Annotated in this window: 26 protein-coding genes; 21 read left to right on the forward strand and 5 right to left on the reverse strand. The window is 71.0% G+C overall.

Going from position 1 to position 24,659, the window contains the following annotated elements:
* Positions 1 to 19 precede the first annotated feature (19 nt).
* From ACFT4A_RS35240 to ACFT4A_RS35265, 6 genes are all read left to right on the forward strand, one after another.
* Positions 20 to 1,030: an ABC transporter permease gene (locus ACFT4A_RS35240; protein WP_376391508.1), complete on the forward strand. Its 1,011-nt coding sequence runs from the start codon at positions 20 to 22 to the stop codon at positions 1,028 to 1,030.
* The gene (locus ACFT4A_RS35245) at positions 1,027 to 2,109 is read left to right on the forward strand and encodes an ABC transporter ATP-binding protein (RefSeq protein WP_382838697.1); all 1,083 of its coding nucleotides are present in this window, start codon (positions 1,027 to 1,029) and stop codon (positions 2,107 to 2,109) included. The genes ACFT4A_RS35240 and ACFT4A_RS35245 overlap by 4 nt, the downstream gene beginning before the upstream one ends.
* Before the next feature lie 14 nt (positions 2,110 to 2,123).
* A complete protein-coding gene (locus tag ACFT4A_RS35250) occupies positions 2,124 to 3,242 on the forward strand; it encodes an ABC transporter ATP-binding protein (protein WP_382838700.1) in 1,119 nt (372 codons plus the stop codon).
* A 64-nt stretch (positions 3,243 to 3,306) separates the two neighbouring features.
* Positions 3,307 to 3,981 (forward strand): trimeric intracellular cation channel family protein, encoded by a 675-nt coding sequence (locus ACFT4A_RS35255; protein WP_382838703.1) that lies wholly within the window; start codon positions 3,307 to 3,309, stop codon positions 3,979 to 3,981.
* A 657-nt stretch (positions 3,982 to 4,638) separates the two neighbouring features.
* On the forward strand, positions 4,639 to 5,499 hold the full coding sequence (locus ACFT4A_RS35260) for a thioesterase family protein (RefSeq protein WP_382838706.1): 861 nt from the start codon (positions 4,639 to 4,641) through the stop codon (positions 5,497 to 5,499).
* Between the two features lie 109 nt (positions 5,500 to 5,608).
* Positions 5,609 to 6,031 carry a hypothetical protein gene (locus tag ACFT4A_RS35265; protein WP_382838709.1) on the forward strand — a complete coding sequence of 141 codons (423 nt, stop codon included), beginning with the start codon at positions 5,609 to 5,611 and terminating at the stop codon, positions 6,029 to 6,031.
* A 68-nt stretch (positions 6,032 to 6,099) separates the two neighbouring features.
* On the opposite strand, the gene ACFT4A_RS35270 is transcribed toward ACFT4A_RS35265, so the two are convergent.
* A complete protein-coding gene (locus ACFT4A_RS35270; RefSeq protein WP_382838711.1) occupies positions 6,100 to 6,738 on the reverse strand; it encodes a TetR family transcriptional regulator in 639 nt (212 codons plus the stop codon).
* 115 nt (positions 6,739 to 6,853) lie between these two features.
* Here ACFT4A_RS35270 and ACFT4A_RS35275 point away from each other — a divergent pair, with 115 nt between their 5' ends.
* The 3 genes from ACFT4A_RS35275 to ACFT4A_RS35285 all read left to right on the forward strand — a co-directional run bounded on the left by ACFT4A_RS35275 (position 6,854) and on the right by ACFT4A_RS35285 (position 8,668).
* Complete coding sequence (locus tag ACFT4A_RS35275; protein ID WP_382838714.1) at positions 6,854 to 7,021, forward strand: hypothetical protein; 168 nt, start codon at positions 6,854 to 6,856, stop codon at positions 7,019 to 7,021.
* Positions 7,022 to 7,070: 49 nt separating this feature from the next.
* Positions 7,071 to 7,337: a DUF4190 domain-containing protein gene (locus tag ACFT4A_RS35280; RefSeq protein ID WP_382838716.1), complete on the forward strand. Its 267-nt coding sequence runs from the start codon at positions 7,071 to 7,073 to the stop codon at positions 7,335 to 7,337.
* Positions 7,338 to 7,498: 161 nt separating this feature from the next.
* Positions 7,499 to 8,668 (forward strand): cysteine desulfurase family protein, encoded by a 1,170-nt coding sequence (locus ACFT4A_RS35285; protein WP_382838719.1) that lies wholly within the window; start codon positions 7,499 to 7,501, stop codon positions 8,666 to 8,668.
* Between the two features lie 7 nt (positions 8,669 to 8,675).
* Here ACFT4A_RS35285 and ACFT4A_RS35290 read toward each other — a convergent pair whose 3' ends face one another.
* On the reverse strand, positions 8,676 to 9,062 hold the full coding sequence (locus tag ACFT4A_RS35290) for a helix-turn-helix domain-containing protein (protein WP_382838722.1): 387 nt from the start codon (positions 9,060 to 9,062) through the stop codon (positions 8,676 to 8,678).
* Positions 9,063 to 9,440: 378 nt separating this feature from the next.
* Between ACFT4A_RS35290 and ACFT4A_RS35295 the strand changes: the two genes are divergently transcribed.
* Positions 9,441 to 9,923, forward strand: coding sequence for a hypothetical protein (locus ACFT4A_RS35295; protein ID WP_382838725.1), 483 nt, complete (start codon positions 9,441 to 9,443; stop codon positions 9,921 to 9,923).
* A 12-nt stretch (positions 9,924 to 9,935) separates the two neighbouring features.
* Here ACFT4A_RS35295 and ACFT4A_RS35300 read toward each other — a convergent pair whose 3' ends face one another.
* Positions 9,936 to 10,601 carry an N-acetylmuramoyl-L-alanine amidase gene (locus tag ACFT4A_RS35300; RefSeq protein WP_382838727.1) on the reverse strand — a complete coding sequence of 222 codons (666 nt, stop codon included), beginning with the start codon at positions 10,599 to 10,601 and terminating at the stop codon, positions 9,936 to 9,938.
* A gap of 60 nt (positions 10,602 to 10,661) precedes the next feature.
* On the opposite strand from ACFT4A_RS35300, the gene mnmA reads away from it, so the two are divergent.
* Complete coding sequence (gene mnmA, locus ACFT4A_RS35305; RefSeq protein WP_382838729.1) at positions 10,662 to 11,792, forward strand: tRNA 2-thiouridine(34) synthase MnmA; 1,131 nt, start codon at positions 10,662 to 10,664, stop codon at positions 11,790 to 11,792.
* A gap of 11 nt (positions 11,793 to 11,803) precedes the next feature.
* Here the strand turns inward: mnmA and ACFT4A_RS35310 are convergent, their stop codons facing one another.
* Positions 11,804 to 12,586, reverse strand: a complete 783-nt coding sequence (locus ACFT4A_RS35310) for an alpha/beta fold hydrolase (RefSeq protein ID WP_382838732.1) — start codon at positions 12,584 to 12,586, stop codon at positions 11,804 to 11,806.
* Between the two features lie 61 nt (positions 12,587 to 12,647).
* Positions 12,648 to 12,971, reverse strand: a complete 324-nt coding sequence (locus ACFT4A_RS35315) for a DUF427 domain-containing protein (protein WP_382838734.1) — start codon at positions 12,969 to 12,971, stop codon at positions 12,648 to 12,650.
* Positions 12,972 to 13,051: 80 nt separating this feature from the next.
* Between ACFT4A_RS35315 and ACFT4A_RS35320 the strand changes: the two genes are divergently transcribed.
* The 10 genes from ACFT4A_RS35320 to gatB all read left to right on the forward strand — a co-directional run bounded on the left by ACFT4A_RS35320 (position 13,052) and on the right by gatB (position 24,607).
* Positions 13,052 to 13,855, forward strand: a complete 804-nt coding sequence (locus ACFT4A_RS35320) for a class I SAM-dependent methyltransferase (RefSeq protein ID WP_382838737.1) — start codon at positions 13,052 to 13,054, stop codon at positions 13,853 to 13,855.
* A complete protein-coding gene (locus tag ACFT4A_RS35325; RefSeq protein WP_359896984.1) occupies positions 13,852 to 14,391 on the forward strand; it encodes a TIGR00730 family Rossman fold protein in 540 nt (179 codons plus the stop codon). Before ACFT4A_RS35320 ends, ACFT4A_RS35325 begins: the two co-directional genes overlap by 4 nt.
* A 25-nt stretch (positions 14,392 to 14,416) precedes the next feature.
* Positions 14,417 to 15,115, forward strand: a complete 699-nt coding sequence (locus tag ACFT4A_RS35330; protein ID WP_382838740.1) for an SDR family oxidoreductase — start codon at positions 14,417 to 14,419, stop codon at positions 15,113 to 15,115.
* Positions 15,116 to 15,146: 31 nt separating this feature from the next.
* A complete protein-coding gene (locus ACFT4A_RS35335) occupies positions 15,147 to 16,151 on the forward strand; it encodes a methionine synthase (RefSeq protein WP_382838742.1) in 1,005 nt (334 codons plus the stop codon).
* Between the two features lie 15 nt (positions 16,152 to 16,166).
* Positions 16,167 to 18,362 (forward strand): NAD-dependent DNA ligase LigA, encoded by a 2,196-nt coding sequence (ligA, locus tag ACFT4A_RS35340; RefSeq protein ID WP_382838745.1) that lies wholly within the window; start codon positions 16,167 to 16,169, stop codon positions 18,360 to 18,362.
* Positions 18,363 to 18,619: 257 nt separating this feature from the next.
* The gene (locus ACFT4A_RS35345) at positions 18,620 to 20,917 is read left to right on the forward strand and encodes a putative bifunctional diguanylate cyclase/phosphodiesterase (RefSeq protein WP_382838747.1); all 2,298 of its coding nucleotides are present in this window, start codon (positions 18,620 to 18,622) and stop codon (positions 20,915 to 20,917) included.
* Between the two features lie 128 nt (positions 20,918 to 21,045).
* Positions 21,046 to 21,342, forward strand: a complete 297-nt coding sequence (gene gatC, locus ACFT4A_RS35350; RefSeq protein ID WP_095936815.1) for an Asp-tRNA(Asn)/Glu-tRNA(Gln) amidotransferase subunit GatC — start codon at positions 21,046 to 21,048, stop codon at positions 21,340 to 21,342.
* A gap of 5 nt (positions 21,343 to 21,347) precedes the next feature.
* The gene (gatA, locus tag ACFT4A_RS35355; protein WP_189727823.1) at positions 21,348 to 22,841 is read left to right on the forward strand and encodes an Asp-tRNA(Asn)/Glu-tRNA(Gln) amidotransferase subunit GatA; all 1,494 of its coding nucleotides are present in this window, start codon (positions 21,348 to 21,350) and stop codon (positions 22,839 to 22,841) included.
* A complete protein-coding gene (locus tag ACFT4A_RS35360; RefSeq protein WP_215118383.1) occupies positions 22,838 to 23,077 on the forward strand; it encodes a hypothetical protein in 240 nt (79 codons plus the stop codon). Before gatA ends, ACFT4A_RS35360 begins: the two co-directional genes overlap by 4 nt.
* A gap of 15 nt (positions 23,078 to 23,092) precedes the next feature.
* Positions 23,093 to 24,607 carry an Asp-tRNA(Asn)/Glu-tRNA(Gln) amidotransferase subunit GatB gene (gatB, locus tag ACFT4A_RS35365; protein ID WP_382838751.1) on the forward strand — a complete coding sequence of 505 codons (1,515 nt, stop codon included), beginning with the start codon at positions 23,093 to 23,095 and terminating at the stop codon, positions 24,605 to 24,607.
* The last annotated feature ends 52 nt before the right edge of the window (positions 24,608 to 24,659 follow it).

The raw sequence follows: 24,659 nt of genomic DNA on the forward strand, positions 1-24,659 counted from the left end.
GACCCGGGGCCGTACAGCTGTGGCTGCGTACATCCTCCGACGCGTCATGGGCGCGGTGCTGTTGCTGCTGGTGGTCAGCGCAGTCACTTTCGCCATCTTCTTCCTGGTTCCCCGCATCGGGGGCCAGACGGCCGACCAGTTGGCCACCCAGTACGTCGGCAAGGACGCGAACCCCGAGTCCGTCGCCGCGATCAAGCAGAACCTCGGCCTGGACCAGCCGGTCTACGTCCAGTACTGGGACTTCATCAAGGGCATCGTGATCGGCGCCGACTACAAGTTCGGTCCCGACGCGACGCACTGCAGCGCACCCTGCTTCGGGTACTCCTTCAAGAACCACGTCGAGGTGTGGCCCCAGCTTCAGGAACGGATCCCCGTCTCCTTCTCGCTGGCCGTCGGCGCCGCGGTGATCTGGCTGGTCTTCGGTGTCACGACCGGTGTGATCTCCGCGCTGCGCAAGGGCAAGCCCATCGACCGCATCGCCATGTTCATCGCCCTCTCCGGCGTCTCGCTCCCGATCTTCTTCACCGGCCAGATCCTGCTCGCGCTCTTCGTCTACGAGATCCCCATCTGGGACAGCGTCGACTACGTCCCGTTCACCGAGAACCCCGCGGAATGGGCCTGGCACCTGATCCTGCCCTGGGTCAGCCTCGCCTTCCTCTTCTCCGCTCTCTACGCCCGGCTCACCCGGGCGGGCATGCTGGAGACGATGGGCGAGGACTACATCAGAACGGCCAGGGCCAAGGGCCTGAAGGAGACCACGGTCGTCGCCAAGCACGGACTGCGCTCCGCGCTGACCCCGATCGTCACGATCTTCGGTATGGACTTCGGTCTGCTGGTCGGCAGCGCGGTGCTCACCGAGACCGTCTTCTCGCTGCAGGGCATCGGGGCCTACGCCATCCAGTCCATCCAGCAGAACGACCTGCCCATCATCATGGGTGTGACCATGGTCGCGGCGTTCTTCATCGTCTTCTGCAATCTGATCGTCGACCTGGTGAACGCCGCCATCGACCCCCGGGTGAGGTACTCGTGAGCAAGCTCGACAAAGCCGCTCTCGGCGAACCGGACCCCGTCGCCCCGTCCACCGCGGACGACGTGTTCCTGTCCGTACGGGATCTGCGCATCCACTTCGACACGGACGACGGTCTGGTCAGGTCGGTGGACGGCGTCAGCTTCGATGTCCGCAAGGGCAAGACCCTGGGCATCGTGGGCGAGTCCGGCTCCGGCAAGTCCGTCACCTCCCTCGGGCTGATGGGCCTGCACCGCTCGGCGCGTGCCCACGTCTCCGGCGAGGTGTGGCTGGACGGCCAGGAGCTGATCGCGGCCGACCCCGACGAGGTACGGCGGCTGCGCGGCCGGAAGATGGCCATGATCTTCCAGGACCCGCTGTCGGCGATGCACCCCTACTACACGGTGGGGCAGCAGATCGTCGAGGCGTACCGGGTCCACCACGACGTCAGCAAGAAGGCCGCCAAGCAGCGGGCGGTCGACATGCTCGACCGGGTCGGCATCCCCGAGCCGGCCAAGCGCGTGGACGGCTACCCGCACGAGTTCTCCGGCGGTATGCGCCAGCGCGCGATGATCGCCATGGCGCTGGTGAACAACCCCGAGCTGCTCATCGCGGACGAGCCGACCACCGCCCTGGACGTCACCGTGCAGGCGCAGATCCTCGATCTGATCCATGATCTGCAGAAGGAGTTCGGCTCCGCGGTCATCATGATCACCCACGATCTGGGCGTGGTCGCCGAGATGGCCGACGACCTGCTGGTCATGTACGGCGGCCGGTGCGTGGAGCGCGGTCCCGCCGAGGACGTGTTCTCCGAGCCCCGGCACCCCTACACCTGGGGTCTGCTCGGCTCGATGCCGCGTATGGACCGGGAGGAGACCGACCGGCTCATCCCGATCAAGGGGGCGCCGCCCTCCCTCATCAACCTCCCGTCCGGCTGCGCCTTCAACCCGCGCTGCCCGTACGCGGACCTCCCGAAGGACAACGTCACCCGCACGGTCCGCCCCGAGCTGACCGAGGTCGGCGGCGGGCACTGGGCCGCCTGCCACATGACCCAGGAGCAGCGGGAGCGTATCTGGACCGAAGAGATTGCGCCGAAGCTGTGAGCGACGAGAAACCGGTGAGCAAACCGGACACCAGCGCGGCCACCCTCACCAAGGACTCCGCCGCCGACGGCGAGATCCTGCTGAAGGTGACCGGCCTGCAGAAGCACTTCCCGATCCGCAAGGGCCTGCTCCAGCGGCAGACCGGCGCGGTGCGCGCCGTCGACGGCATCGACTTCGAGGTCCGCAAGGGCGAGACGCTCGGTGTCGTGGGCGAGTCGGGCTGCGGCAAGTCCACCATGGGCCGGCTGATCACCCGGCTGCTCGAACCGACCGGCGGCTCGGTCGAGTTCGAGGGCAAGGACATCACACACCTCGGCACGGGCGATCTGCGCCCGATGCGCCGTGATGTGCAGATGATCTTCCAGGACCCGTACTCCTCGCTGAACCCCCGGCACACGATCGGCACGATCGTCGGCGCCCCCTTCAGGCTGCAGGGCGTCGAGCCCGAGGGCGGCGTGAAGAAGGAGGTCCAGCGGCTGCTGTCGGTGGTCGGCCTCAACCCCGAGCACTACAACCGCTATCCGCACGAGTTCTCCGGCGGCCAGCGCCAGCGCATCGGCATCGCCCGGGCGCTCGCGCTCAACCCCAAGCTGGTCGTGGCGGACGAGCCGGTCTCCGCGCTGGACGTGTCGATCCAGGCGCAGGTGGTGAACCTGCTGGACGACCTCCAGGAGGAACTGGGCCTGACGTACGTGATCATCGCGCACGACCTGTCGGTCGTCCGGCACGTCTCGGACCGGATCGCGGTGATGTACCTCGGCAAGATCGTCGAGCTGGCCGACCGCGACAAGCTGTACAAGTCGCCGATGCACCCGTATTCCAAGGCCCTGCTGTCGGCCGTGCCGGTACCGGATCCGAAGCGCCGGGGCACCAAGAGCGGGCGCATCCTGCTGAAGGGCGACGTGCCCTCGCCGATCGCCCCGCCGAGCGGCTGCCGTTTCCACACCCGGTGCTGGAAGGCGACCCAGATGTGCAAGACGACCGAGCCGCCGCTCAAGGAGCTGCGGGCCGGGCAGCGCGTCGCCTGCCACCACCCGGAGAACTTCGAGGACCAGCAGCCGCAGGACACCGAGCTGCTGTCGTCGGCCCACAAAGCCGCCGCGGAGAAGACCACTCCCTCCGTCGAGAAGTGATTCCGCCCGAGCCCCCGCCCCTCACCCGGGGGGCGGGGGCTCGGCCGTGGGTAAAAATGTTCGGGTGCTCCAGGAACTCTTCACCCCGTCCGTCCAGCACTCGCTCGAGCTGATCGGCATCTTCGTCTTCGCGATCTCCGGCGCCCTGCTGGCCGTCCGGAAGAACTTCGACGTGTTCGGCATGGCCGTGCTCGCCGAGGTCACCGCGCTGGGCGGCGGTCTCTTCCGTGACCTGGTCATCGGGGCGGTGCCGCCCGCCGCCTTCACGGACCTGGGGTACTTCCTCACCCCGCTGCTCGCCACCCTCCTCGTCTTCTTCCTCCACCCCCACGTGGAACGCATCCAGGTCGCCGTGAACGTCTTCGACGCGGCCGGCCTCGGCCTGTTCTGCGTCGCCGGGACCACGAAGGCGTACGAGTACGGGCTCGGCCTGACCGCCTCCGCGTGCCTGGGCATGGCCACCGCGGTGGGCGGGGGAGTGCTGCGGGACGTGCTCGCCAACGAGGTGCCCTCCCTGCTGCGCTGGGACCGCGACCTCTACGCGGTCCCGGCGATCGTCGGCTCCACCATCGTGGTGCTGTGCATCCGGTACGACGCCCTGTCCCCGCTGACCAGCGCCCTCGCGGTGATCACCGGCTTCGTCCTGCGGTTGCTCGCGATGCGGTACCACTGGCGAGCTCCGCGGGCCTGGCATCGGCGGTCGACGGTGAGCGAGGAGGAGGAGCCCCTCCTGCCGTGACGGGCACGCGGCCCGTCATCGCCGTCAGCCGGCGGAACGCCGGGACCACCTGCGGCCGCCACAGTGCCATGGTGTGACCGCCCGCGCTCCTCGGCAGGGGCCTCTTCGCGGCCTGCTCCAGCGCCACGGCGTCCTCGTAGCCTCGTGCGGCCGGCCGGAGAGGTAGAGCGCGATCCGTGGCGGGGCGGGCGCCTCGCGCAGCAGCGTGTACGGGTCGTTCCCGGCACGCAGGGCGGGGCTCCGCGCGGCGAGCGAGTCGCGTTCGCCGATCGGGCCGTTGTAGCCGGACAGGCTGACGGCGGCCCGGTGGCGGTCCGGGTGGGCGACGGCGAGCTCGGCCGCGCAGTGCGCGGAAGCTGTCCATGACCATCCTCGGCACATCGACGCTCAGCCAGGTGTCCGCGTCGAAGGTCTGGCGCACCATGGGCAGCCGCTCCAGGGCGAGGCCGCCGGTGCCGACCAGGGTGAAGACCAGGGCCACGGCCGTCCCCTGCGCGAACAGCGGCATCAGCGTCCGGGCCGCGGCGCGCAGGGCCCGGGTGCCTGTCCGGACGAGTCGGACACTTGCCGAGAAATTGCCCGTGTCTCACCGAGTCGGGGGTGCGGGCCGAGCGAGAAAAGCTACCGCTTAGTAGTCAGTTCTTGTACTGTTCAGCCATGCCAGAAGCAGCCACCGCCCCGGCCGTCCGGGCCACGATCGGCGACAGCGAGTTCGACCGCGACACCGCGCTCACCCCCCGCGCGCCCGGCGTCTACGACATCGACCTCTCCGCCGGCTGGACGATCATCAGCGCCGTCAACGGCGGCTATCTGCTGGCCGTCCTGGGCCGCGCGCTCGCGGACGCCCTGCCGCATGCCGACCCGTTCACCGTCTCGGCGCACTACCTGACCGCGTCCCAGCCCGGCCCGGCGGTCGTCCGCACGGACGTCGTGCGCACCGGCCGCACCCTGTCGACCGGCCAGGCCTCCCTCTTCCAGTACGACGACGAGGGCCGCGAGGTCGAACGCATCCGTGTCCTCGCCTCCTACGGCGACCTGGACGCCCTGCCCGACGACGTCCGTACGACGGCCGAGCCGCCCGCGATCCCGCCGATGGAGCACTGCTTCGGCCCCGAGGACGGGCCGGCCCCCGTCGACGGCAGCTCGGCCATCGCCGACCGCCTGATGCTCAAGCTGGACCCGTCGACGCTGGGCTGGGCCCTCGGGCAGCCGTCCGGCAAGGGCGAGATGCGCGCCTGGTTCGGGCTCGCCGACGGCCGTGACCACGATCCGCTCTCCCTGCTGCTGGCGGTGGACGCCCTGCCGCCCACCGCCTTCGAGATCGGGCTGAAGGGCTGGGTCCCCACCGTCGAGCTGACCGTGCACGTCCGCTGCCGCCCGGCGCCGGGCCCCCTGCGCGTCTCGATCACCACGCGCAACCTCGCCGGCGGCTTCCTGGAGGAGGACGCCGAGGTCTGGGACAGCGCCGACCGCCTGGTCGCCCAGTCCCGGCAGCTCGCCCGGGTCAGGCTCGGCTGAACTTCGCCTCACTGACAGGCAGATCACAGGGCGTCCCGAGGGGAGTCCTGGGCGGCGTTGGTTGAGTGCTCGCCTCAGGACTTCCTCATCCTCCCTGGAGCTGTCTCTCATGAAGCGTGCTCGTCTCCTTCCTGCCGTGGCCCTGCTGGCGTTGTCGCCCCTCGCTCTGGCGGCCTGCGGCTCGGGTGACTCCTCGTCGTCCTCGAACAGCGGCGGCGGCTCCGGGCAGCAGCAGGCCTGCCAGGTGCCGTCGGGTGCTCCTTCCGGGGCTCCGTCGGGCGTCCCTTCTGGTGCACCCTCGGGGGCGCCCTCCGGGGCACCTGCGGACGCTGCTTCCGGAGGTGCCAAGCCGTCGGGGGCGCCGTCCGGGGCGCCGTCGGGGGCGCCCAGTGGTGCGCCGGGCGGTGCTCAGGGCGGCGGGCGGGGCGGCCCCGGCGGTGGCCAGGGCGGCGGCTGCGGCGGGCCGGGCGGCGGTGGTCAGACCTCGGGCGGGCAGGGGCAGCAGACCCCGCAGGCGCAGAAGGAGCAGTAGGCGGAATACGACAGGGGCGGCGTGCTCGGCGAACGGGCGTGCCGCCCCGGCGCGTTGTGCGCGCGGTGTCAGTCCAGCCAGTGGTGGCGGCCGAGGCCGATCAGCCGCATCTGGCGGGTCGCCACCTGCGCGACGTGCCGATTCCGCTGCTCACGCTCCTCCTCGGGGCCCTCCAGTGCCTCCAGGAAGAGCGACGCCGTGATCAGCATCTGGTCGACGTAGAGGTGCGCGAGCATCAGCAGGTCGTCCTCGGTCCAGCCCTCGGAGACCGGGTCCTTGGCCAGCTCGTCCTTGACCTCCTGGGCGAAACGGGCCAGTTGCTCCCGTATCGCCTCCCGTACCGGCTGTACTCCGCCATGCCGTTCGCGGGCGATGAAACGGACATGCGCGGGGTACGTGTCGACATGACGGGCGATCAGCTCGATGGCGCGTGTGACGCGCTCCTCGTGGTCGCCGGTCGCGGACACCGTCGTCCGGATCATCGGGTGCAGGCTTCCCAGCGCCTCCTCGACCAGGGCCACGCCCAGATCCGCCGTGGAGCGGAAGTGCCGGTAGAAGGCCGTCGGGGCGACACCGACGGCGCGTGTGACCTCGCGCAGCCCCAGGCTGCTCAGGCTCTGCTCCTCCAGCAGTCCCAGGGCCGCGTCCAGGAGTGCCTGCCGGGTCTTCTGTTTCTGGGCCTGCCGGATGCCGAGAGTGTGACTCATACCATGCAGTTAACAACTGTTCTCTGGAATTTGAAAGTCATGGGAGACGCTAGACTGGGAAGTCAGTGAACAACTGTAACCACAACCGTTCATCGAAACTCTGGGGGCTTTTCCCATGCTGTTCATCGTCGCCGCACTCCTGCTGCTGGGAGTCCTGCTGGGCACCGTGGCCCACGCGCCGCTCACGTTCTCCGTCGCCGCCGGCGTGGTCATCGCCGCCTGGCTCGGCATCTTCGCGATCCGCGAGCGCCACAGCCGCCGGCGCCACACGCAGGCCCACTGACCGCCGTCCCGCGACCACCGCCCGCCGACCCGACAGGGAGTCGATCATCATGCAGCTCACCGCTCCGGCCACGCGCCGCACCGGTATCCGCGACACCGACGGCATGGCCGTCGCGTCCTTCATCCTCGGCCTGCTCGGCCTGCTCGTCCTCAACCTCTTCCTCGGCCCGATCGCCATCGCGCTCGCGAGCATCGCCCTGTGGCGCGGCACCGAGCGCCCCGGCCGCGCCTACCTCGGCCTCGGCCTGGGTATCGCGGACCTGCTGGTCCTGGCGGCGTTCATGGAGTTCGACAGCTCGATCTCCTGGAGCTTCTGAGCCGCACTCCTGAGCCTCCGAGCCGCCGTCGGACGACCGTGCGCCGGCATGGCGCGGCCGGGCCCGTGGACGACGGGCGGCAGCCGTGCGGGAAAGCGGTTCACGTTCGGCCAACCTTGCTCTGAGGCCCGTGGAAGCAGAGCCGTAGAATCGGGCTCACCATGGCTTACCTCGACCACGCCGCGACCACCCCGATGCTTCCGGAGGCGGCAGAGGCGCTCACCGCGCACCTGGGTGCCACCGGCAACGCCTCCTCTCTCCACGCAGCCGGCAGGCAGGCCCGCCGTACCGTCGAGGAGGCTCGCGAGATCCTCGCCGAAGCCCTCGGCGCCCGCCCCAGCGAGGTCGTCTTCACCTCGGGCGGCACGGAGGCCGACAACCTCGCCGTCAAGGGCCTGTACTGGTCACGCCGCGACGCCGACCCGGCCCGCACCCGCGTCCTCGCCAGCCCCGTCGAGCACCACGCCGTCCTCGACGCCGTCCACTGGCTCGGCGAACACGAGGGCGCCACCATCGAGTACCTGCCGGTCGACGCCCACGGTCGCGTCCACCCGGACGCCCTGCGCGAGGCGATCGCCCGTGACCCCGACGACGTGGCCCTCGCCACCGTCATGTGGGCGAACAACGAGATCGGGACGATCCTGCCGATCCGCGAACTCGCCGACGTGGCCGCGGAGTTCGGGGTCCCCCTGCACTCGGACGCCGTCCAGGCCTTCGGCCAGATCCCCGTGGACTTCGCCTCCTCCGGCCTCGCCGCGATGACGGTCTCCGGCCACAAGGTCGGCGGCCCCTACGGCATCGGCGCCCTGCTCCTGGGCCGCGAGCACGCCCCCGTACCGGTCCTGCACGGCGGCGGCCAGGAACGCCATGTGCGCTCCGGCACCCTCGACGTACCCGCCATCGCCTCCTTCGCGGTCGCCGGGCGACTGGCCGTCGAGCAGCGCGAATGGTTCGCCCGCGAGGTCGGCGCCCTGCGCGACGCCCTGGTCACCGCGGTCCGCTCGGCCGTGCCGGACGCGATCCTCGGCGGCGACCCCGCACCGGAGGGCCGCCTCCCCGCCAACGCGCACTTCACCTTCCCCGGCTGCGAGGGCGACTCCCTCCTCCTCCTGCTCGACGCCCAGGGCATCGAATGCTCCACGGGCTCCGCCTGCACCGCCGGCGTCGCCCAGCCCAGCCACGTCCTCCTCGCCACCGGCACCGACCCCGACCTCGCCCGAGGCACCCTCCGCTTCTCCCTCGGCCACACCTCCACCGAGTCCGACATCAAGGCCCTCGCCAAGGCCATCGGCCCGGCGGTGGAACGGGCGCGGGCGGCGGGGCTGACCTGAGGCCAGGTCAGTCGGACGCGGTCCGCTGCGGCTTGTGCCCGCTCCCCGGCGCCGACTGCGGGGCGGCGGCCGGAGCCGTGATGGCGCGGAGCACGGACTGCTGCGGCGCGATGCTCTGCGGGGGCGGGAACTTGGCCGCGAGGCCTGTCAGCAGCCGGATGTAGGCGGCCCGTTGGGGTGGACGGGGCTCCGAACGGCCCGCTTCCCACGCGCTCACGGCCTCCCTGCGGACCCCCAGTGTGTGGGCCACACGTTCCTGACTGAGACTGCCGGCCTCACGCAGGCGCTTGCGCTCGGCGGGCTCGGGCAGTCCGTCCACTGGTGAAGCCTCTTCCAGCAGGGCGTCGACCGCGTCGAACAACGCGTTCCCCTGTTCCTCGGACACGCTGGTCACCTACCGTTTCCGTTTCTGGGAGCATACCGAAGCGCACGTTGAACCGCTTGGCGAACCGCGCATCTGGAACGCACGTGTTTCGCACGCGGAACGCTTGCCCCCGCTTTTCGGGAGCGGCGTCGCAGGTGAGGCCCTCAAAGGGCTGATGACCTGGGCTTCAGCGCGACAGGTCCGATCTGCGCCACCCAACCGGCTCCCAGGACCCCATCAGAGGCTTCTGTGCGACCGGGATAGTTTTCGGGGTCGCAGATTGTGCATTTCTGCCGACGAGGTCTCGGTGGTCGCAACGTTAACGTGAGCTTTGCGCGCACGTTTCTCACGGGTCGCGCACAGTCCCCCGCTGCGGGACATCGCCTGCCCTTGGGAACGGAACCTGCCATGCCTTCGCACGCGCTGACCGAAGCCGCTGCCGCCGCCGCGCCCGTGTATCTCACGGCCGTGGTCACGGCGGGCCTCGGGCTTCTCGCTCTGGCGGTCAATCTCGTCCTGCGCAAGCTCAAGCAGCGCCGTCAGGACCTCGCAGGCCCGCTGGCGGCGCTGACCGATCTCTTCACCCGGCTCCGTCAGCTGGACACCAGGCCCACGACCGCCAAGGACCTGGAGTTCGTCCAGGAGAAGGTCGATGTGTTCGAAGCCGCGGTACTCAGGCGGAAGAGGCTGGGCGAGGTTCTCGGCGACGTCATCCGTCTCGCCGGCGCGTACCGGGCCATCGAGTTACCCGAGGTCGGCGACCGTCTTCCGGCCGGCTTGAGCGCCAGCGCCCTGTACGAGCGCTCGCGCAAGCAGGGCGCCGTCGCGCGGGAACTCCATGACGCCGTGGTCGCCGCCACGAAGCAGCTCGAGCGGATGCACAGCCGCTGATCGCCGCTCCCGTCACGCCCGGGCCTTGCGCGCCTCCCGCACCAGCCGCATGTACTTGTCCCAGTCCCAATGCGGCCCCGGGTCCGTGTGGTCCGTGCCCGGGACCTCCACGTGGCCGATGATGTGCTCGCGGTCGACGGGTATGTCGTAGCGCGCGCAGATGCGGGCCGTGAGGCGGGCGGAGGCCTCGTACATCTCGTCCGTGAGGTCCTGCGGGCGGTCCACGAAGCCCTCGTGCTCGATGCCGACACTGCGTTCGTTGTAGTCGCGGTTGCCCGCGTGGTACGCCACGTCCAGCTCGCGGATCATCTGCGTGACGTGCCCGTCCTGGCGGACGATGTAGTGCGTGGCCGCCTTGTGCCCCGGGTCCTGGAAGGCCTTCACCGCGCTGTCGAAGCTGCCCTGCGTGACATGGACGATCACCATGTCTATGCCGAAGTCGTCGGGGCGGTCCGCCCGGCGCCAGTTCGCCTCCGACGCCGCCACCCAGCGGGCACCCGCGAAGTCGACCTCGCCCGCCTTGCGCGGCTTCTCGACGCCGGGAGTCCGCCACCACAGGCGCGCGAGCTCGTCCCGGGCCAGCACGGCCGTGCCCGCCGCTGCCGCCGCCCCGCCGATCAGCAGCGCGCGACGCCCGACCTTCCGGTCGCCGTCCTTCGAAGCCTTCCGCTGTCCCATGTGATCGTCAACGGATACTCGTGAGCTCTGGTTCCCGCGCCCCCTTACCCTGGAGGGGCTATGACTGACACCCCGCAGCGCTCCCGTCCCCTCCGCGTCCTGGCCGCCATGTCCGGCGGAGTCGACTCCGCCGTCGCCGCCGCCCGCGCGGCCGAGGCGGGCCACGATGTGACCGGCGTCCACCTCGCCCTCTCCGCCAACCCCCAATCCTTCCGGACGGGCGCGCGCGGCTGCTGCACCATCGAGGACTCGCGCGACGCCCGCCGCGCCGCGGACGTCATCGGGATCCCCTTCTACGTCTGGGACCTCGCCGATCGCTTCCGCGAGGACGTGGTCGAGGACTTCGTCGCCGAGTACGAGGCCGGCCGCACCCCCAACCCCTGCCTGCGCTGCAACGAGAAGATCAAGTTCGCCGCCCTCCTCGACAAGGCGCTCGCGCTGGGCTTCGACGCGGTGTGCACCGGCCACTACGCCAAGGTCGTCACGCTCGCCGACGGCACCCGTGAGCTGCACCGCGCCTCCGACATGGCCAAGGACCAGTCGTACGTCCTGGGCGTGCTGGACGACCGGCAGCTCGCCCACGCCCTCTTCCCCCTCGGCGACACGGTCACCACGAAGGACGAGATTCGCGCGGAGGCCGAGCGCCGCGACCTGGCGGTGGCCAAGAAGCCCGACTCCCACGACATCTGCTTCATCGCCGACGGCGACACCCAGGGCTTCCTGGCGGACCGGCTCGGCAGGTCCGAGGGCGACATCGTCGACGAGTCCGGCACACGGATCGGCACGCACGAGGGCGCGTACGGCTTCACCATCGGCCAGCGCAAGGGCCTGCGCATCGGCACCCCGGCCCCCGACGGCAAGCCGCGCTACGTCCTCGACATCTCCCCGGTGGACAACACCGTCACGGTCGGCCCGGCCGCCGCGCTGGACGTCAGCGCCCTGACCGCGATCAAGCCGCGCTGGTGCGGTGCCGCCCCCGCGGGCCCGGGCACCTACACGGCCCAGCTCCGCGCCCACGGCGGCGAGACCGAGGTGCGTGCCGAACTCGTCGACGGCTCCCTTGAGGTCACCTTCACCGAGCCGGTCCGCGGCGTCGCCCCCGGCCAGGCGATCGTGCTGTACGACGGCACGCGCGTGGTGGGCTCGGCGACGATCGCCTCGACGACCCGGGCGACGGCGGGCGTGGCCTGACGCCGGGCCCGTCAGCCCTGCAGGAAGAAGTCCGTCAGCACCGGCGCCAGCACGTTCGGCTCGACCATGTGCGTCTGGCCCTGGAGCGTGCGGTACGTGCCCGTGGGGACCGAGTCCGCGATCGCCCGGGCCGCCTCACGCAGCCAGGCGGGGCTCGCGTCGCCCGCGACCGCCAGCACCGGGACGCCGACCGCGGCCAGCCGGTCGCGGGGCACCCGGCCGTCGCGCATGACGGCGTCGTCGTAGGCGAGGCTCGCGGCGATCGCCTCCATGCCGGCCCACATGGGGGACTGGCGGGCGCCCTGGATCATCCCCTCGGCCAGGCCGGCCAGCCGCAGGAACAGTTCGACCGCGTCGCCGCGCCGTCCCTCGGCGAGCGCCTCCGTCAGCCGCCCGGTGTACTCCGCGCGCTCCTCGGCGCCCTCCTCGGACATCGCGAACGGTGTCTCGTACACCGCGACGCGGCGCACCGGCAGTCCGCTCGCCGCCGCCTCCAGGGCCAGCGCCCCGCCCGACGAGATGCCGTACAGGAACGACTCGCCGCCCACCGCCTCGATCACCGCCGCCAGGTCCTCGAGCTCACGCTCCACGGCGTACGGCGCGGTGTCCCCGCTGGCACCGCGGCCCCGTCGGTCGTACACCACGGCCTGGAAACGCTCCGAGAGCGACACGGCCAGCGGCGCCAGGGTGCCGCCCGTCGACATCGCGCCGCTCACCAGAACGACCGCGGGGCCCTGTCCGGTGCTCTCGTAGGCGATGCGGGTGCCGTCGCGCGAAAGGATCTTCTTGTCCATGCTCATGCAGACTGCCGCACGGCACGGTGTTCATCGGTGAGGCGGGCCGTGCGTCAGCCGATCACATCACTTCCACCTCGTAGAAGCACAGGTGGTCCTTGATCTCCGCGACATCCGGCTTGGGATCCGGATACGCCCACACGAGGTCCGCCGCGCCCGGCAGCGACCAGTAGGAGGCGTCCCCCTTGAACGGGCAGTGTGTGTGAGTGCCCGACGGTGTCAGCAGGTCCAGGCGTACGTCCTCGGCCGGGATGTAGTACCGCTCGGGACAGCCCGTCTCGCGCAGGACCAGCGACCGGTCGCTCTCCGCCAGGATCTGTCCGCCGTGCACCACGCGCACGTGGCGGCCGCTCGGTTCGACGGTGATGCGGTGCCCTCTGGTCACGATCGCCCTCCTTGGGTAGCCGAGTCCCTCGTTACAGCGCACGCTGTAGCGGAGTTCTTCCCTCGCCGCAGGAGGCCCCCATGCGAGCAACGGAACCATCCGGAAACCGCAGCACCCTGGCCCACCAGGTCAGGTACGCCCTGCGCCACCCGGGGCGCGTGCCCGCGCACGCCCGGCGCACGGTGCGGGACGCCTGGCTGCGGCTGCGGTACCGCGACCACATCTCCTACTACCGCGCCGTCATGGCCTCCGACGCGGCGCGCAGCGCGGAGGCGGCGGTGGGGCACAACCCCTCCCGCGAGGCGTGGACGCGGATCGGGCGCATGCAGTTCGACTACCTGGTGGGGCACGGCCTCCAGCCGCAGCACCGGATGCTGGAGATCGGCTGCGGCAATCTGCGCGCCGGACGCCTGTTCATCGACCACCTCGACGCCGGCCACTACTACGGCATCGACATCTCGCCGCACATCCTGCTCGCCGCCCAGGACACCCTCGTGTCCGAGGGCCTCCAGCCCAAGATGCCCTACCTGGCGCTCGCCGACGACCTCACCTTCGCCTTCCTGCCCGACGCGCACTTCGACGTCGTGCACGCGCACAGCGTCTTCTCGCACTCGCCGCTGCACGTCATAGAGGAGTGCTTCGCCCATGTCGGCCGGATCCTCGCACCCGGCGGCTTCTTCGACTTCACGTTCGACCGCACCGAGGGCGTGGAGCACCAGGTGCTCCACGAGGACTTCTACTACCGGACCCGGACGCTGACCGAACTCGCCGCGAAGCACGGCCTGGAGGCCCGGTTCATGGACGACTGGGAGAAGCTCCCGCACCGGCAGTCCAAAATGCGGGTCACCGCGGCGCCCGACCGTGCCCGTACGGTGGGCTCATGAACATCTGTGTCTTCCTCTCCGCCGCCGACCTCGACGAGCGCTACACCCGCCCCGCACGCGAATTCGCGACCCTGCTGGGCAAGGGCGGTCACACCCTGGTGTGGGGCGGCTCGGACGTCGGCCTCATGAAGGTGGTCGCCGACGGGGTCCAGGAGGCGGGCGGCCGGCTCACCGGCGTCTCCGTGCAGTTCCTCTCGGCGAAGGCCCGCCCGGGCGTCGACGAGATGGTCGTCGCCAAGGACCTCGCCGAGCGCAAGAGGCTCCTCCTGGAGAAGGCCGACGCCGTGGTCGTCATGGTCGGCGGCACGGGCACGCTCGACGAGGCGACCGAGATCCTGGAACTGAAGAAGCACGGCCACACGGACAAGCCTGTCGTCCTGCTCAACACCGCGGGCTTCTACGACGGTCTGAAGGAGCAGTTCCGCCGCATGGAGGCCGAGGGCTTCCTGCCCCGCCCGCTCACCGACCTGGTCTTCTTCGCGGAGGAGCCGGTGGGTGCCCTGGCGTACCTGGAGGAGAGCCGCGGCATCGAGTGATGAGGGGCCCGGCGCTGATGCGAGCATGGCGGGCATGGCTACTCATGTGATCACCGGAGCGGGCTCCGGCATCGGCGCGGCCGTGGCCCGCCGTCTGCACGCGCGCGGGGACGACCTCGTGCTGCACGCGCGCGACGCGGGCCGTGCGAAGGAGCTGGCGGCCGAGTTCCCGGGGGCGAAGACCCTCGTCGGCGACCTGGCCGACCCCGACAAGCTCTCCTGGGCCTTCTCCCACCAGTCGCTGCCCGACCGCGTGGACTCGCTGCTGCACATCGCCGGGGTCGTCGACCTCGGCCCGGTCGGCGACCTCACCCCGAAGACCTGGCGGCACCAGCTCAACGTCAACCTCGTCGCCCCCGCCGAGCTGACCCGGCACTTCCTGCCCCAGCTGCGCGCCGCCCGGGGCCACGTGGTCTTCGTCAACTCCGGCGCCGGACTCAACGCCCACGCCGGCTGGTCCGCGTACGCCGCCTCCAAGCACGGCCTGAAGGCCCTCGCCGACTCCCTGCGCCACGAGGAGCACGCGGGCGGCGTCCGTGTCACCTCGGTCTACCCCGGCCGCACGGCAAGCCCCATGCAGGCCAAGGTCCACCAGCAGGAGGGCAAGGAGTACGACGCCGCCAAGTGGATCGACCCGGAGTCCGTGGCCACGACGATCCTGACGGCCCTGGACCTGCCGAGGGACGCCGAGGTCAACGACCTGACGGTGCGACCGGGGAACTGACCCCGGCGGAGCCGCTGCGTAGGCTTCTCCGGTGAGCGAAAACAGCCAGTTCAGCTTCGGCGCGGCCACCGGTGTGGGCTCCCTGCCCGGTGGCGACGCCCGAGAAGCCGCCAAGACCGCCACCGGAACCTTCGAGGACTTCCCCTTCCTGCCCGAACTGCCCGCCCGGGGACCGGGAGCGGACATGATCGGGCGGACCGCGGGCCTGCTCGTCGAGCTGTACGCGCGCGTGGAGCCCAGCGGCTGGCGGCTCGGCGACCGGCCCGGGCGGGACACCAAGCGGGCCCGCTCCTGGCTCGGCGAGGACCTCGACGCGCTGGAGGAGTTCACACAGGAGTACGAGGGCCCGCTGAAGGTCCAGGCCGTCGGGCCCTGGACTCTCGCCGCCAACCTGGAGCTGCGAGGCGGCGAGGTCGCCCTCTCCGACCCCGGAGCCTGCCGCGACCTCGCCGCTTCCCTCGCTGAGGGACTGCGTCTGCATTTCGACGAGGTGCGGCGGCGCATCCCGGGCGCGCAGCTCGTCCTGCAGCTCGACGAGCCGTCCCTCACGGCCGTCCTGCGCGGCCAGGTGAAGTCCGCCAGCGGCTACCGCACCCACCGGGCCGTCGACCGGCAGGTCGTCGAGGCCACGCTCCGCGATGCCATGGGGGTGCACGACGGCCCGGTCGTCGTCCACTCCTGCGCACCGGACGTCCCGTTCGCCCTGCTCCGCCGGGCGGGCGCGGCGGCCGTCTCCTTCGACTTCTCCCTGCTCACCGAGCGTGACGACGACACGATCGGCGAGGCGGTGGAGGCCGGCACCCGGCTCTTCACCGGTGTCGTCCCGGGCACGGAGGGTCCATTGTCAGACCCTGCCGGTAGCGTCATGGGTGTCAGGACGCTGTGGCGCAGGCTGGGGCTGTCACCGGGGCTTCTCGCGGAGGCGGTCACGGTCACCCCGGCGTGCGGACTCGCGGGGGCCTCCCCGGGGTACGCGCGCACGGCTCTCGCCCACTGCGTCCAGGCGGCGAGATCTCTCGCGGACAACCCAGAGTAACGGGAGGACGACACGGTGGCCGGGGACAAGCAAGCGGAGACGACGACGGTGCCCGCCGAGGCACGGGAGAAGCACGCGCGCCTCGCTGAGCAGATCGAGGAGCACCGCTTCCGGTACTACGTGAAGGACGCTCCCGTCGTCAGCGACGCGGAGTTCGATGAACTGCTGCGTTCCCTGGAGGCGCTGGAGGAGCAGTATCCGGAACTGCGCACGCCGGACTCGCCGACCCAGAAGGTCTCCGGGTCGTACGAGACGGAGTTCACGGCGGTCGAGCACCGCCAGCGCATGCTCTCCCTCGACAACACGTTCAACGACGAGGAGATGGCCGCCTGGACGGAGCGCATCGCCAGGGAACTGGGCGAGCAGGACTACCACTTCCTGTGCGAGCTGAAGGTCGACGGCCTCGCCGTGAACCTCACCTACGAGCACGGCCGTCTCACCCGCGCGGCCACCCGCGGCGACGGCCGCACCGGCGAGGACATCACACCGAACGTCCGGACGATCGCCGAGATCCCGGAGCGCCTCAAGGGCGACTCCGTTCCCGACCTCGTGGAGATCCGCGGCGAGGTCTACTTCCCGATGGAGAAGTTCCAGGAACTCAACGCCCGTCTGGTCGAGGCCGGCGACAAGCCCTTCGCCAACCCGCGCAACGCGGCGGCCGGTTCACTGCGCCAGAAGGACCCGCGCGTCACCGCCACCCGCCCCCTGCACATGGTGGTCCACGGCATCGGCGCTCTTGAGGGCTTCACCGGCCTGACCCGCCTCTCCCAGGCCTACGACCTGCTGAAGACCTGGGGCCTGCCGGTTTCCGGCCACAATCGCGTGGTCGACGGCCTCGACGGCATCCGGGAGTTCATCGCGTACTTCGGCGAGAACCGCCACTCCGTGGAGTGGGAGATCGACGGCGTCGTCGTCAAGCTCGACCAGATCCCGCTCCAGGGCCGCCTCGGCTCCACCTCGCGCGCGCCGCGCTGGGCCATCGCGTACAAGTACGCGCCGGAGGAGGTCAACACCAAGCTCATCAACATCCGCGTGGGCGTGGGCCGTACGGGCCGGGTCACGCCGTACGCGCAGGTCGAGCCGGTCACGGTCGCGGGCTCCGAGGTCGAGTTCGCCACCCTGCACAACCAGGACGTGGTCAAGGCCAAGGGCGTCCTCATCGGCGACACCGTGGTGCTGCGCAAGGCCGGTGACGTCATCCCCGAGATCCTCGGGCCGGTCGCCGACCTGCGCGACGGCAGCGAGCAAGAGTTCGTGATGCCGAGCGAGTGCCCCGAGTGCGGTACGGCGCTGCGGCCGATGAAGGAGGGCGACGTCGACCTGCGCTGCCCGAACGCCCGCACCTGCCCGGCCCAGTTGCGCGAGCGCCTGTTCTACCTCGCGGGCCGCAAGGCGCTGGACATCGAGCACTTCGGCTATGTGGCGGCGGCGGCCCTCACCGCGCCGCTGGAGCCGAAGGACCCCCCGCTGGTCGACGAGGGCGACCTGTTCGACCTCACCATCGAACAGCTGCTGCCCATCAAGGCGTACGTCCTCGACTCGGACAGCGGCCTGCCCAAGCGCGACCCCAAGACCGGCGAGGAGAAGGTCGCCACGATCTTCGCCAACCAGGAGGGCAACCCCCGAAAGAACGCGCTCGCCATGCTGGAGAACATCGCGGCGGCCAAGCAGCGTCCGCTCGCCCGCGTCCTCACCAGCCTGTCGATCCGTCACGTCGGACCGGTCGCGGCCGAGGCGCTGGCCAGGGAGTTCCGCTCGATCGAGCGCATCGACCAGGCCACGGAGGAGGAACTGGCGGTCACCGAGGGCGTCGGTTCGACCATCGCCGCCTCCCTCAAGCAGTGGTTCGCCGAGGACTGGCACCGCGAAATCATCCGTAAGTGGGCGGCCGCCGGTGTCCGCATGGAGGAGGAGAGCACCGGCGAGGACGAGGGGCCGCGCCCGCTCGAAGGGCTCACCGTCGTCGTCACCGGCACCCTCGAACACTTCACGCGGGACGGCGCCAAGGAGGCGCTGCAGAGCCGCGGAGCGAAGGTGACCGGGTCGGTTTCGAAGAAGACGTCATTCGTCGTTGTGGGTGACAGCCCAGGATCGAAGTACGACAAGGCGATGCAGATGAAGGTGCCGGTCCTGAACGAGGAGGGTTTCGGCGTCCTGCTGGAGCAGGGATCCGACGCGGCGGCCGAACTCGCGCTTTCGGCCGAGGAGTAGCGGTTGAAGGCCACCCGTTCGGCGCATACCAGATGCATACGGGTGGCCGGGGCGCATTCGGGCAACCGTCCGCGACCGCTGCCCGTGGAAGCCTTCTGCGGCCTACTGTTGAGATGTGCGCCTGCCGTGCCCAGCTGCGGTCGGGGCATCTTCGTGCTCGCACAGAGCGCGGGGAAGGGTTTCCAACGCGGACCGTCGAGGGTTGTCGGGCACCGGGCCGCGGGGCGTGGGCACCGCCGGCTGTGAGAGGGACGGGAATGGAACCGACCGAGAGCGCCGTGCCGGGCTCACGGCTGCGCCTCAGCCGCCTGGCGGTCGTATGGCGCGCAGTTCGTGGGGCCGGACGGCCGGCGGGGCGTCCGGGTGCGGAGGTGCGCGCCGTCGGACAGTACACCGCGGACGGACGTGCCGTCGGAGGGCGCGCCGCGGCGGACGGCCGCGGCGCCGCACAGCCGGTCACCGAGCACACCCCAGGACTGACCGGCGAGGACACGGACGGCGAACGGCACCAGTCCTGGCCCGCGCTGCCCGCGGGGATCGTCGCGGCGGCCGGGTTCGTCCTGGGCGCCGGCTTCTACCGCGCCTTCACCGGCGGCCACGCGCTCTTCCCGTCCGGCACGGCCGGCTGGGCGCTGGCCGTGCTGACCGGCATCATCGTCGGCCATCTCGTCATGCTCGGCCGCTCCCGCTGGTGGGGCGGCACCGGCTCGGGCGCCGCCCTCACCCTCGCCGTGCTGCTGCTCTACGGCTGGGTACCGGCCGGCATGGTCAGCCTCACGGTCGTCGTGCTGGTCGGCGTGGCCCGCCGCAACCGCTGGCGCCAGGGCGTGCTGCACGGGGCGGTCGACCTCCTCGGCATCGGCGCCGGCGCCCTGGTGCTCGCCGCGTTCGGGACCGTGCCGACCGTCGAGTCGCCCGCGCGGCCCGACGCCTGGACACTCGCCACCGGCCCCCAGGTGGCGCTGGTCGCCGCCGCCTACCTGATGGTCACCCGCGTCCTGCTCTGGTATCTGCACGCCCCGCGCCCCGGACTGCCCACGGTCGCCCGCACCGCCCTGGTCAGACAAGGGCTGGTCGCGGTCGCGCTGCTGGGGATCGCGCCGCTGGTCTGCGTGGTGGCCGTGGCCAAGCCGATCCTGCTTCCCCTGTTCTCCATCCCCCTCATCGCCCTGGACTCCACCCTGTGGATAGCCCGGGCCCGGGCCGAGGAGCAGCTGCGCGACCCGCTCACCGGGCTGCCCAACCGCCAGTGGCTGCTGGAGCGCATCTGGACCGCGCTGGACGACGCCGAGCGGATCGACGCCCGCGCCGCCCTGATGCTGATCGACCTCGACCGCTTCCGGTCGGTCAACGACACGCTGGGTCATCTCGCCGGCGACCGGCTGCTGCTGCAGATCGCCGACCGGCTGCGGGTGGCGCTGCCGCGCGGGGCCGAGGCCGCCCGGCTCGGCGGGGACGAATTCGCCGTCTTACTGCCCGTCGCCGACTCCACGACGTCCGCGACCCGGGTCGCCCGGGGCCTGGTCGCCGCACTCAGCTCCCCCCTCGACCTGGACGGCCTCACCCTCGTCCTGGAGGCCAGCGCCGGAGTCGCCGTCTTCCCCGACCACGCCCTGGACGCCGAAGGGCTGCTGCGGCGGGCGGACGTGGCGATGTACCAGGCGAAGCGGGACCGTACGGGCGTAGAGGTCTACGAGTCCAAGCGCGACTCCAACACCCCCGACCGGCTCGGTCTGCTGGGCGATCTGCGCCGCGCCCTCGAAGCCAACGAAGTGCATCTGCACTACCAGCCGAAGGTCCGCTTCGACGGACAGGTCGTGGGCCTGGAGGCCCTGGTCCGCTGGGTGCACCCCGAGCGGGGCAAGGTGCCGCCGGACGAGTTCATAGCGATCGCCGAGTCCTCGGGCCTGATGCCCCACCTCACCGAGTACGTCCTGGAGGCCGCGCTCGGCCAGGTCGCGCGCTGGCGCTCCCAGGGCCTGTTCGTCCCGGTCGCGGTGAACGTCTCCCCGCGTGACGTGCACAGCGCCGGCTTCGCGGGCTCCGTCGCCGCCCGGCTGGCCCGGCACGGCGTGCCCGCGGGAGCGCTCCAACTGGAGATAACGGAACACGTCCTCCTGGAGGACCCGCAGCGCGCCGCCGACACCCTCAACGCGCTGACCGGGCACGGCGTGAAGATGTCCCTGGACGACTTCGGCACGGGGTACTCCTCGCTCGTGCACCTGCGCCGGCTCCCGGTCAGCGAACTGAAGATCGACCGCTCGTTCGTGGCGCGGCTCGCGGTCGACACCGAGGACGCGGAGATCGTGCGCTGCACCGTCGACCTCGCGCACTCCCTCGGCCTGCTCGTCGTCGCCGAGGGCGTCGAGGACGACGAGACCTGGGAGCGGCTGCGCGACCTCGGCTGCGACGCCGTCCAGGGCTGGCTGGTCGCCGCCGCGATGCCCCCCGACGAGACGACGGCCTGGCTCCGCGCCCGGGGCTCCCGCGGCTGGCAGCGGCCCCGCGCCGCCCTGCCGGCGGCGACGGCGGACGACTCGGGCCGGGTCGGCTAGGTTCCGTACCTGAAGCGCCCCGGCGGGGCCGGGGCGCGGCTGCCCGCGAAACCGTTTCACGGGCATGGCCCCCCGACCCATAGGATTGGGCCAAACCACACTCACTCACCACCCCAGAGGATCGCTGCATGCCTGGCATCACGCGCGAGGAGGTCGCCCACCTCGCCCGGCTGGCGCGTCTGGAGCTGAAGCCCGAAGAGCTCGACCACTTCGCGGGACAGCTGGACGACATCATCGGCGCGGTCGCCCGCGTCAGCGAGGTCGCCGACCAAGACGTACCGCCGACCTCGCACCCGCTCCCGCTGACGAACGTCATGCGCGTGGACGAGGTCCGTCCGTCGCTCACCCCCGAGCAGGCGCTCTCCGGCGCCCCGGCCCAGGAGCAGCAGCGTTTCAAGGTGCCGCAGATCCTGGGGGAGGACTAGAAGTCATGACGGACATCATCAAGCTCACGGCCGCCGAGACCGCCGCGAAGATCGCCTCCGGCGAGCTCACGGCCGTCCAGGTCACCGAGGCCCACCTCGCCCGCATCGAGGCCGTCGACGAGAAGGTGCACGCCTTCCTGCACGTCGACCGCGAGGGCGCCCTCGCCCAGGCCCGTGCCGTCGACGAGAAGCGCGCCAAGGGCGAGAAGCTCGGCCCGCTGGCCGGCGTCCCGCTCGCGCTGAAGGACATCTTCACCACCGAGGGCGTGCCGACCACGGTCGGCTCGAAGATCCTCGAGGGCTGGATCCCGCCGTACGACGCGACCGTCACCCAGCGCCTGAAGGCCGCCGACGTCGTCATTCTCGGCAAGACCAACATGGACGAGTTCGCCATGGGGTCCTCCACCGAGAACAGCGCCTACGGCCCGACCGGCAACCCCTGGGACCTCACCAAGATCCCCGGCGGCTCCGGTGGCGGTTCGTCCGCCGCGCTCGCCTCCTTCCAGGCCCCGCTCGCCATCGGCACCGACACCGGCGGCTCCATCCGCCAGCCCGCCGCCGTCACCGGCACGGTCGGTGTGAAGCCGACGTACGGCGGGGTGTCCCGGTACGGCATGGTCGCCTTCTCCTCCTCCCTCGACCAGGGCGGGCCCTGCGCCCGCACGGTCCTGGACGCGGCCCTGCTGCACGAGGTCATCGCCGGGCACGACCCGCTCGACTCGACCTCCATCGACGAGCCCGTCCCGGCGGTCGTCGAGGCCGCCCGCAACGGCAGCGTCGAGGGCATGCGCGTCGGCGTCGTCAAGCAGTTCCGCGGCGAGGGCTACCAGGCCGGCGTCATCCAGCGGTTCGACGAGTCCGTCGCGCTGCTGAAGGAGCTGGGCGCCGAGATCGTCGAGCTGGACTGCCCGTCCTTCGACCTCGCGCTGTCGGCGTACTACCTGATCGCGCCGTCCGAGTGCTCCTCCAACCTCGCCCGCTTCGACGGCCTGCGCTACGGCCGCCGGACCGGCGACGACGGCACGCACTCCGCCGAGGAGGTCACCTCCCTCACCCGAGAGGCCGGCTTCGGCCCCGAGGTCAAGCGCCGCATCATGCTCGGCACGTACGCCCTGTCGAGCGGCTACTACGACGCGTACTACGGCAGCGCCCAGAAGGTCCGCACGCTCATCAAGCAGGACTTCGACAAGGCGTTCGAGCAGGTCGACGTCATCGTCTCGCCGACGACCCCGACCACCGCCTTCGCGATCGGCGAGCGCGCCGACGACCCGATGGCGATGTACCTCGCCGACCTGTGCACCATCCCGACCAACCTGGCGGGCAACGCGGCCATGTCGCTGCCGTGCGGTCTCGCCCCGGAGGACAACCTCCCGGTCGGCCTGCAGATCATCGCCCCCGTCATGAAGGACGACCGCCTGTACAAGGTGGGAGCCGCCGTAGAGGCCGCCTTCGTGGAAAAGTGGGGCCATCCGCTGATCGAGGAGGCTCCGTCGCTGTGAGTGCACTGACCAAGGCCAAGGGCTTCAAGAAGTCCAAGTCCGGCACGTACCTGTCCATGGCCGGGACCGCGTTCGGCGCGATCGGCGTCGCCAAGCGGCTGAAGAAGGCCCGCGCCGAGCAGGACACGCTGGTCCTGATCGACGCCACCGTGTCCGCCGTCGCCATCGTCACCGGCCTCGCCATCCTCTACCGCGAGCTGAAGCGGCTGGGCGACGACGACGTCCTGCTGGGCTGAGAGGGAAGTTTCACCGTGACCACCACGACCGACCTGGCGTCGTACGAGGAAGCACTCGCGTCGTACGACCCCGTCATGGGCCTCGAGGTCCATGTCGAACTCGGCACCAAGACCAAGATGTTCTGCGGCTGTTCGACCGAACTCGGCCAGGACGCCAACACGCAGACCTGCCCGGTCTGTCTCGGCCTGCCCGGCGCGCTCCCGGTCGTCAACGCGACCGGCGTCGAGTCCGCGATCAAGATCGGCCTCGCGCTGAACTGCGAGATCGCCGAGTGGTGCCGCTTCGCCCGGAAGAACTACTTCTATCCGGACATGCCGAAGAACTTCCAGACCTCCCAGTACGACGAGCCGATCGCCTTCAACGGCTACCTCGACGTACAGCTGGAGGACGGCGAGACCTTCCGCGTGGACATCGAGCGCGCCCACATGGAGGAGGACACCGGCAAGTCGACGCACGTCGGCGGCGCCACCGGCCGTATCCACGGCGCGTCCCACTCCCTGCTCGACTACAACCGCGCCGGCATCCCGCTCATCGAGATCGTCACCAAGCCGATCGAGGGCGCGGGCGAGCGTGCCCCCGAGGTCGCGCGGGCCTACGTCCGTGAGCTGCGCGAGCTCATCAAGGCGCTCGGCGTCTCCGAGGCCCGGATGGAAATGGGCCAGATGCGCTGCGACGTGAACCTGTCGCTGCGCCCGAACGGCACCGAGAAGTTCGGCACCCGCTCGGAGACCAAGAACGTCAACTCCCTGCGGTCCGTGGAGCGCGCGGCCCGCTTCGAGATCCAGCGGCACGCGGCGGTCCTCAGCAGCGGCGGCACGATCATCCAGGAGACCCGGCACTTCCACGAGGACACGGGGTCGACGACCTCGGGCCGTGTGAAGGAGGAGGCCGAGGACTACCGGTACTTCCCGGAGCCCGACCTGGTGCCCGTGGCCCCGTCGCGCGCGTGGGTCGAGGAACTGCGGGGCGAACTGCCCGAGCTGCCGCTGGTCCGCCGCAGCCGGCTCCGTGAGGAGTGGGGCGTCTCGGCCGTCGACATGCAGGCGATCCTCAACGCCGGTGCGCTGGAGCCGATCGTCGCCACCATCGAGGCCGGGGCCGACGCCGCATCCGCCCGCAAGTGGTGGATGGGCGAGCTGGCCCGCAGCGCCAACGAGTCGGGCAAGGCGCTCGACGAGCTGGCGATCACGCCGGAGCAGGTCGCCCGGGTCACCGAGCTGGTGGCGAAGGGCGACCTGAACGACAAGCTGGCCCGCCAGGTCATCGAGGGCGTCCTCGCCGGAGAGGGCACCCCGGACGAGGTCGTCGACAAGCGCGGTCTGAAGGTCGTCTCCGACGAGGGCGCGCTGACGGCGGCCGTCGAGGAGGCCATCGCGGGCAACCCGGGCGTCGCGGACAAGATCCGCGGCGGCAAGGTGGCCGCGGCCGGCGCCCTGGTCGGCGCGGTCATGAAGGCGACCCGGGGCCAGGCCGACGCGGCTCGCGTCAAGGAGCTGATCCTGGAGAAGCTGGGCGTCAGCGAGGGCTGACCTTCGCGGACCCCACAGGGGGGATGCACCGGACCCGGTGCATCCCCCCTGC

The organism is Streptomyces sp. NPDC057099 (assembly GCF_042671245.1).
GTDB lineage: Bacteria > Actinomycetota > Actinomycetes > Streptomycetales > Streptomycetaceae > Streptomyces > Streptomyces purpurascens.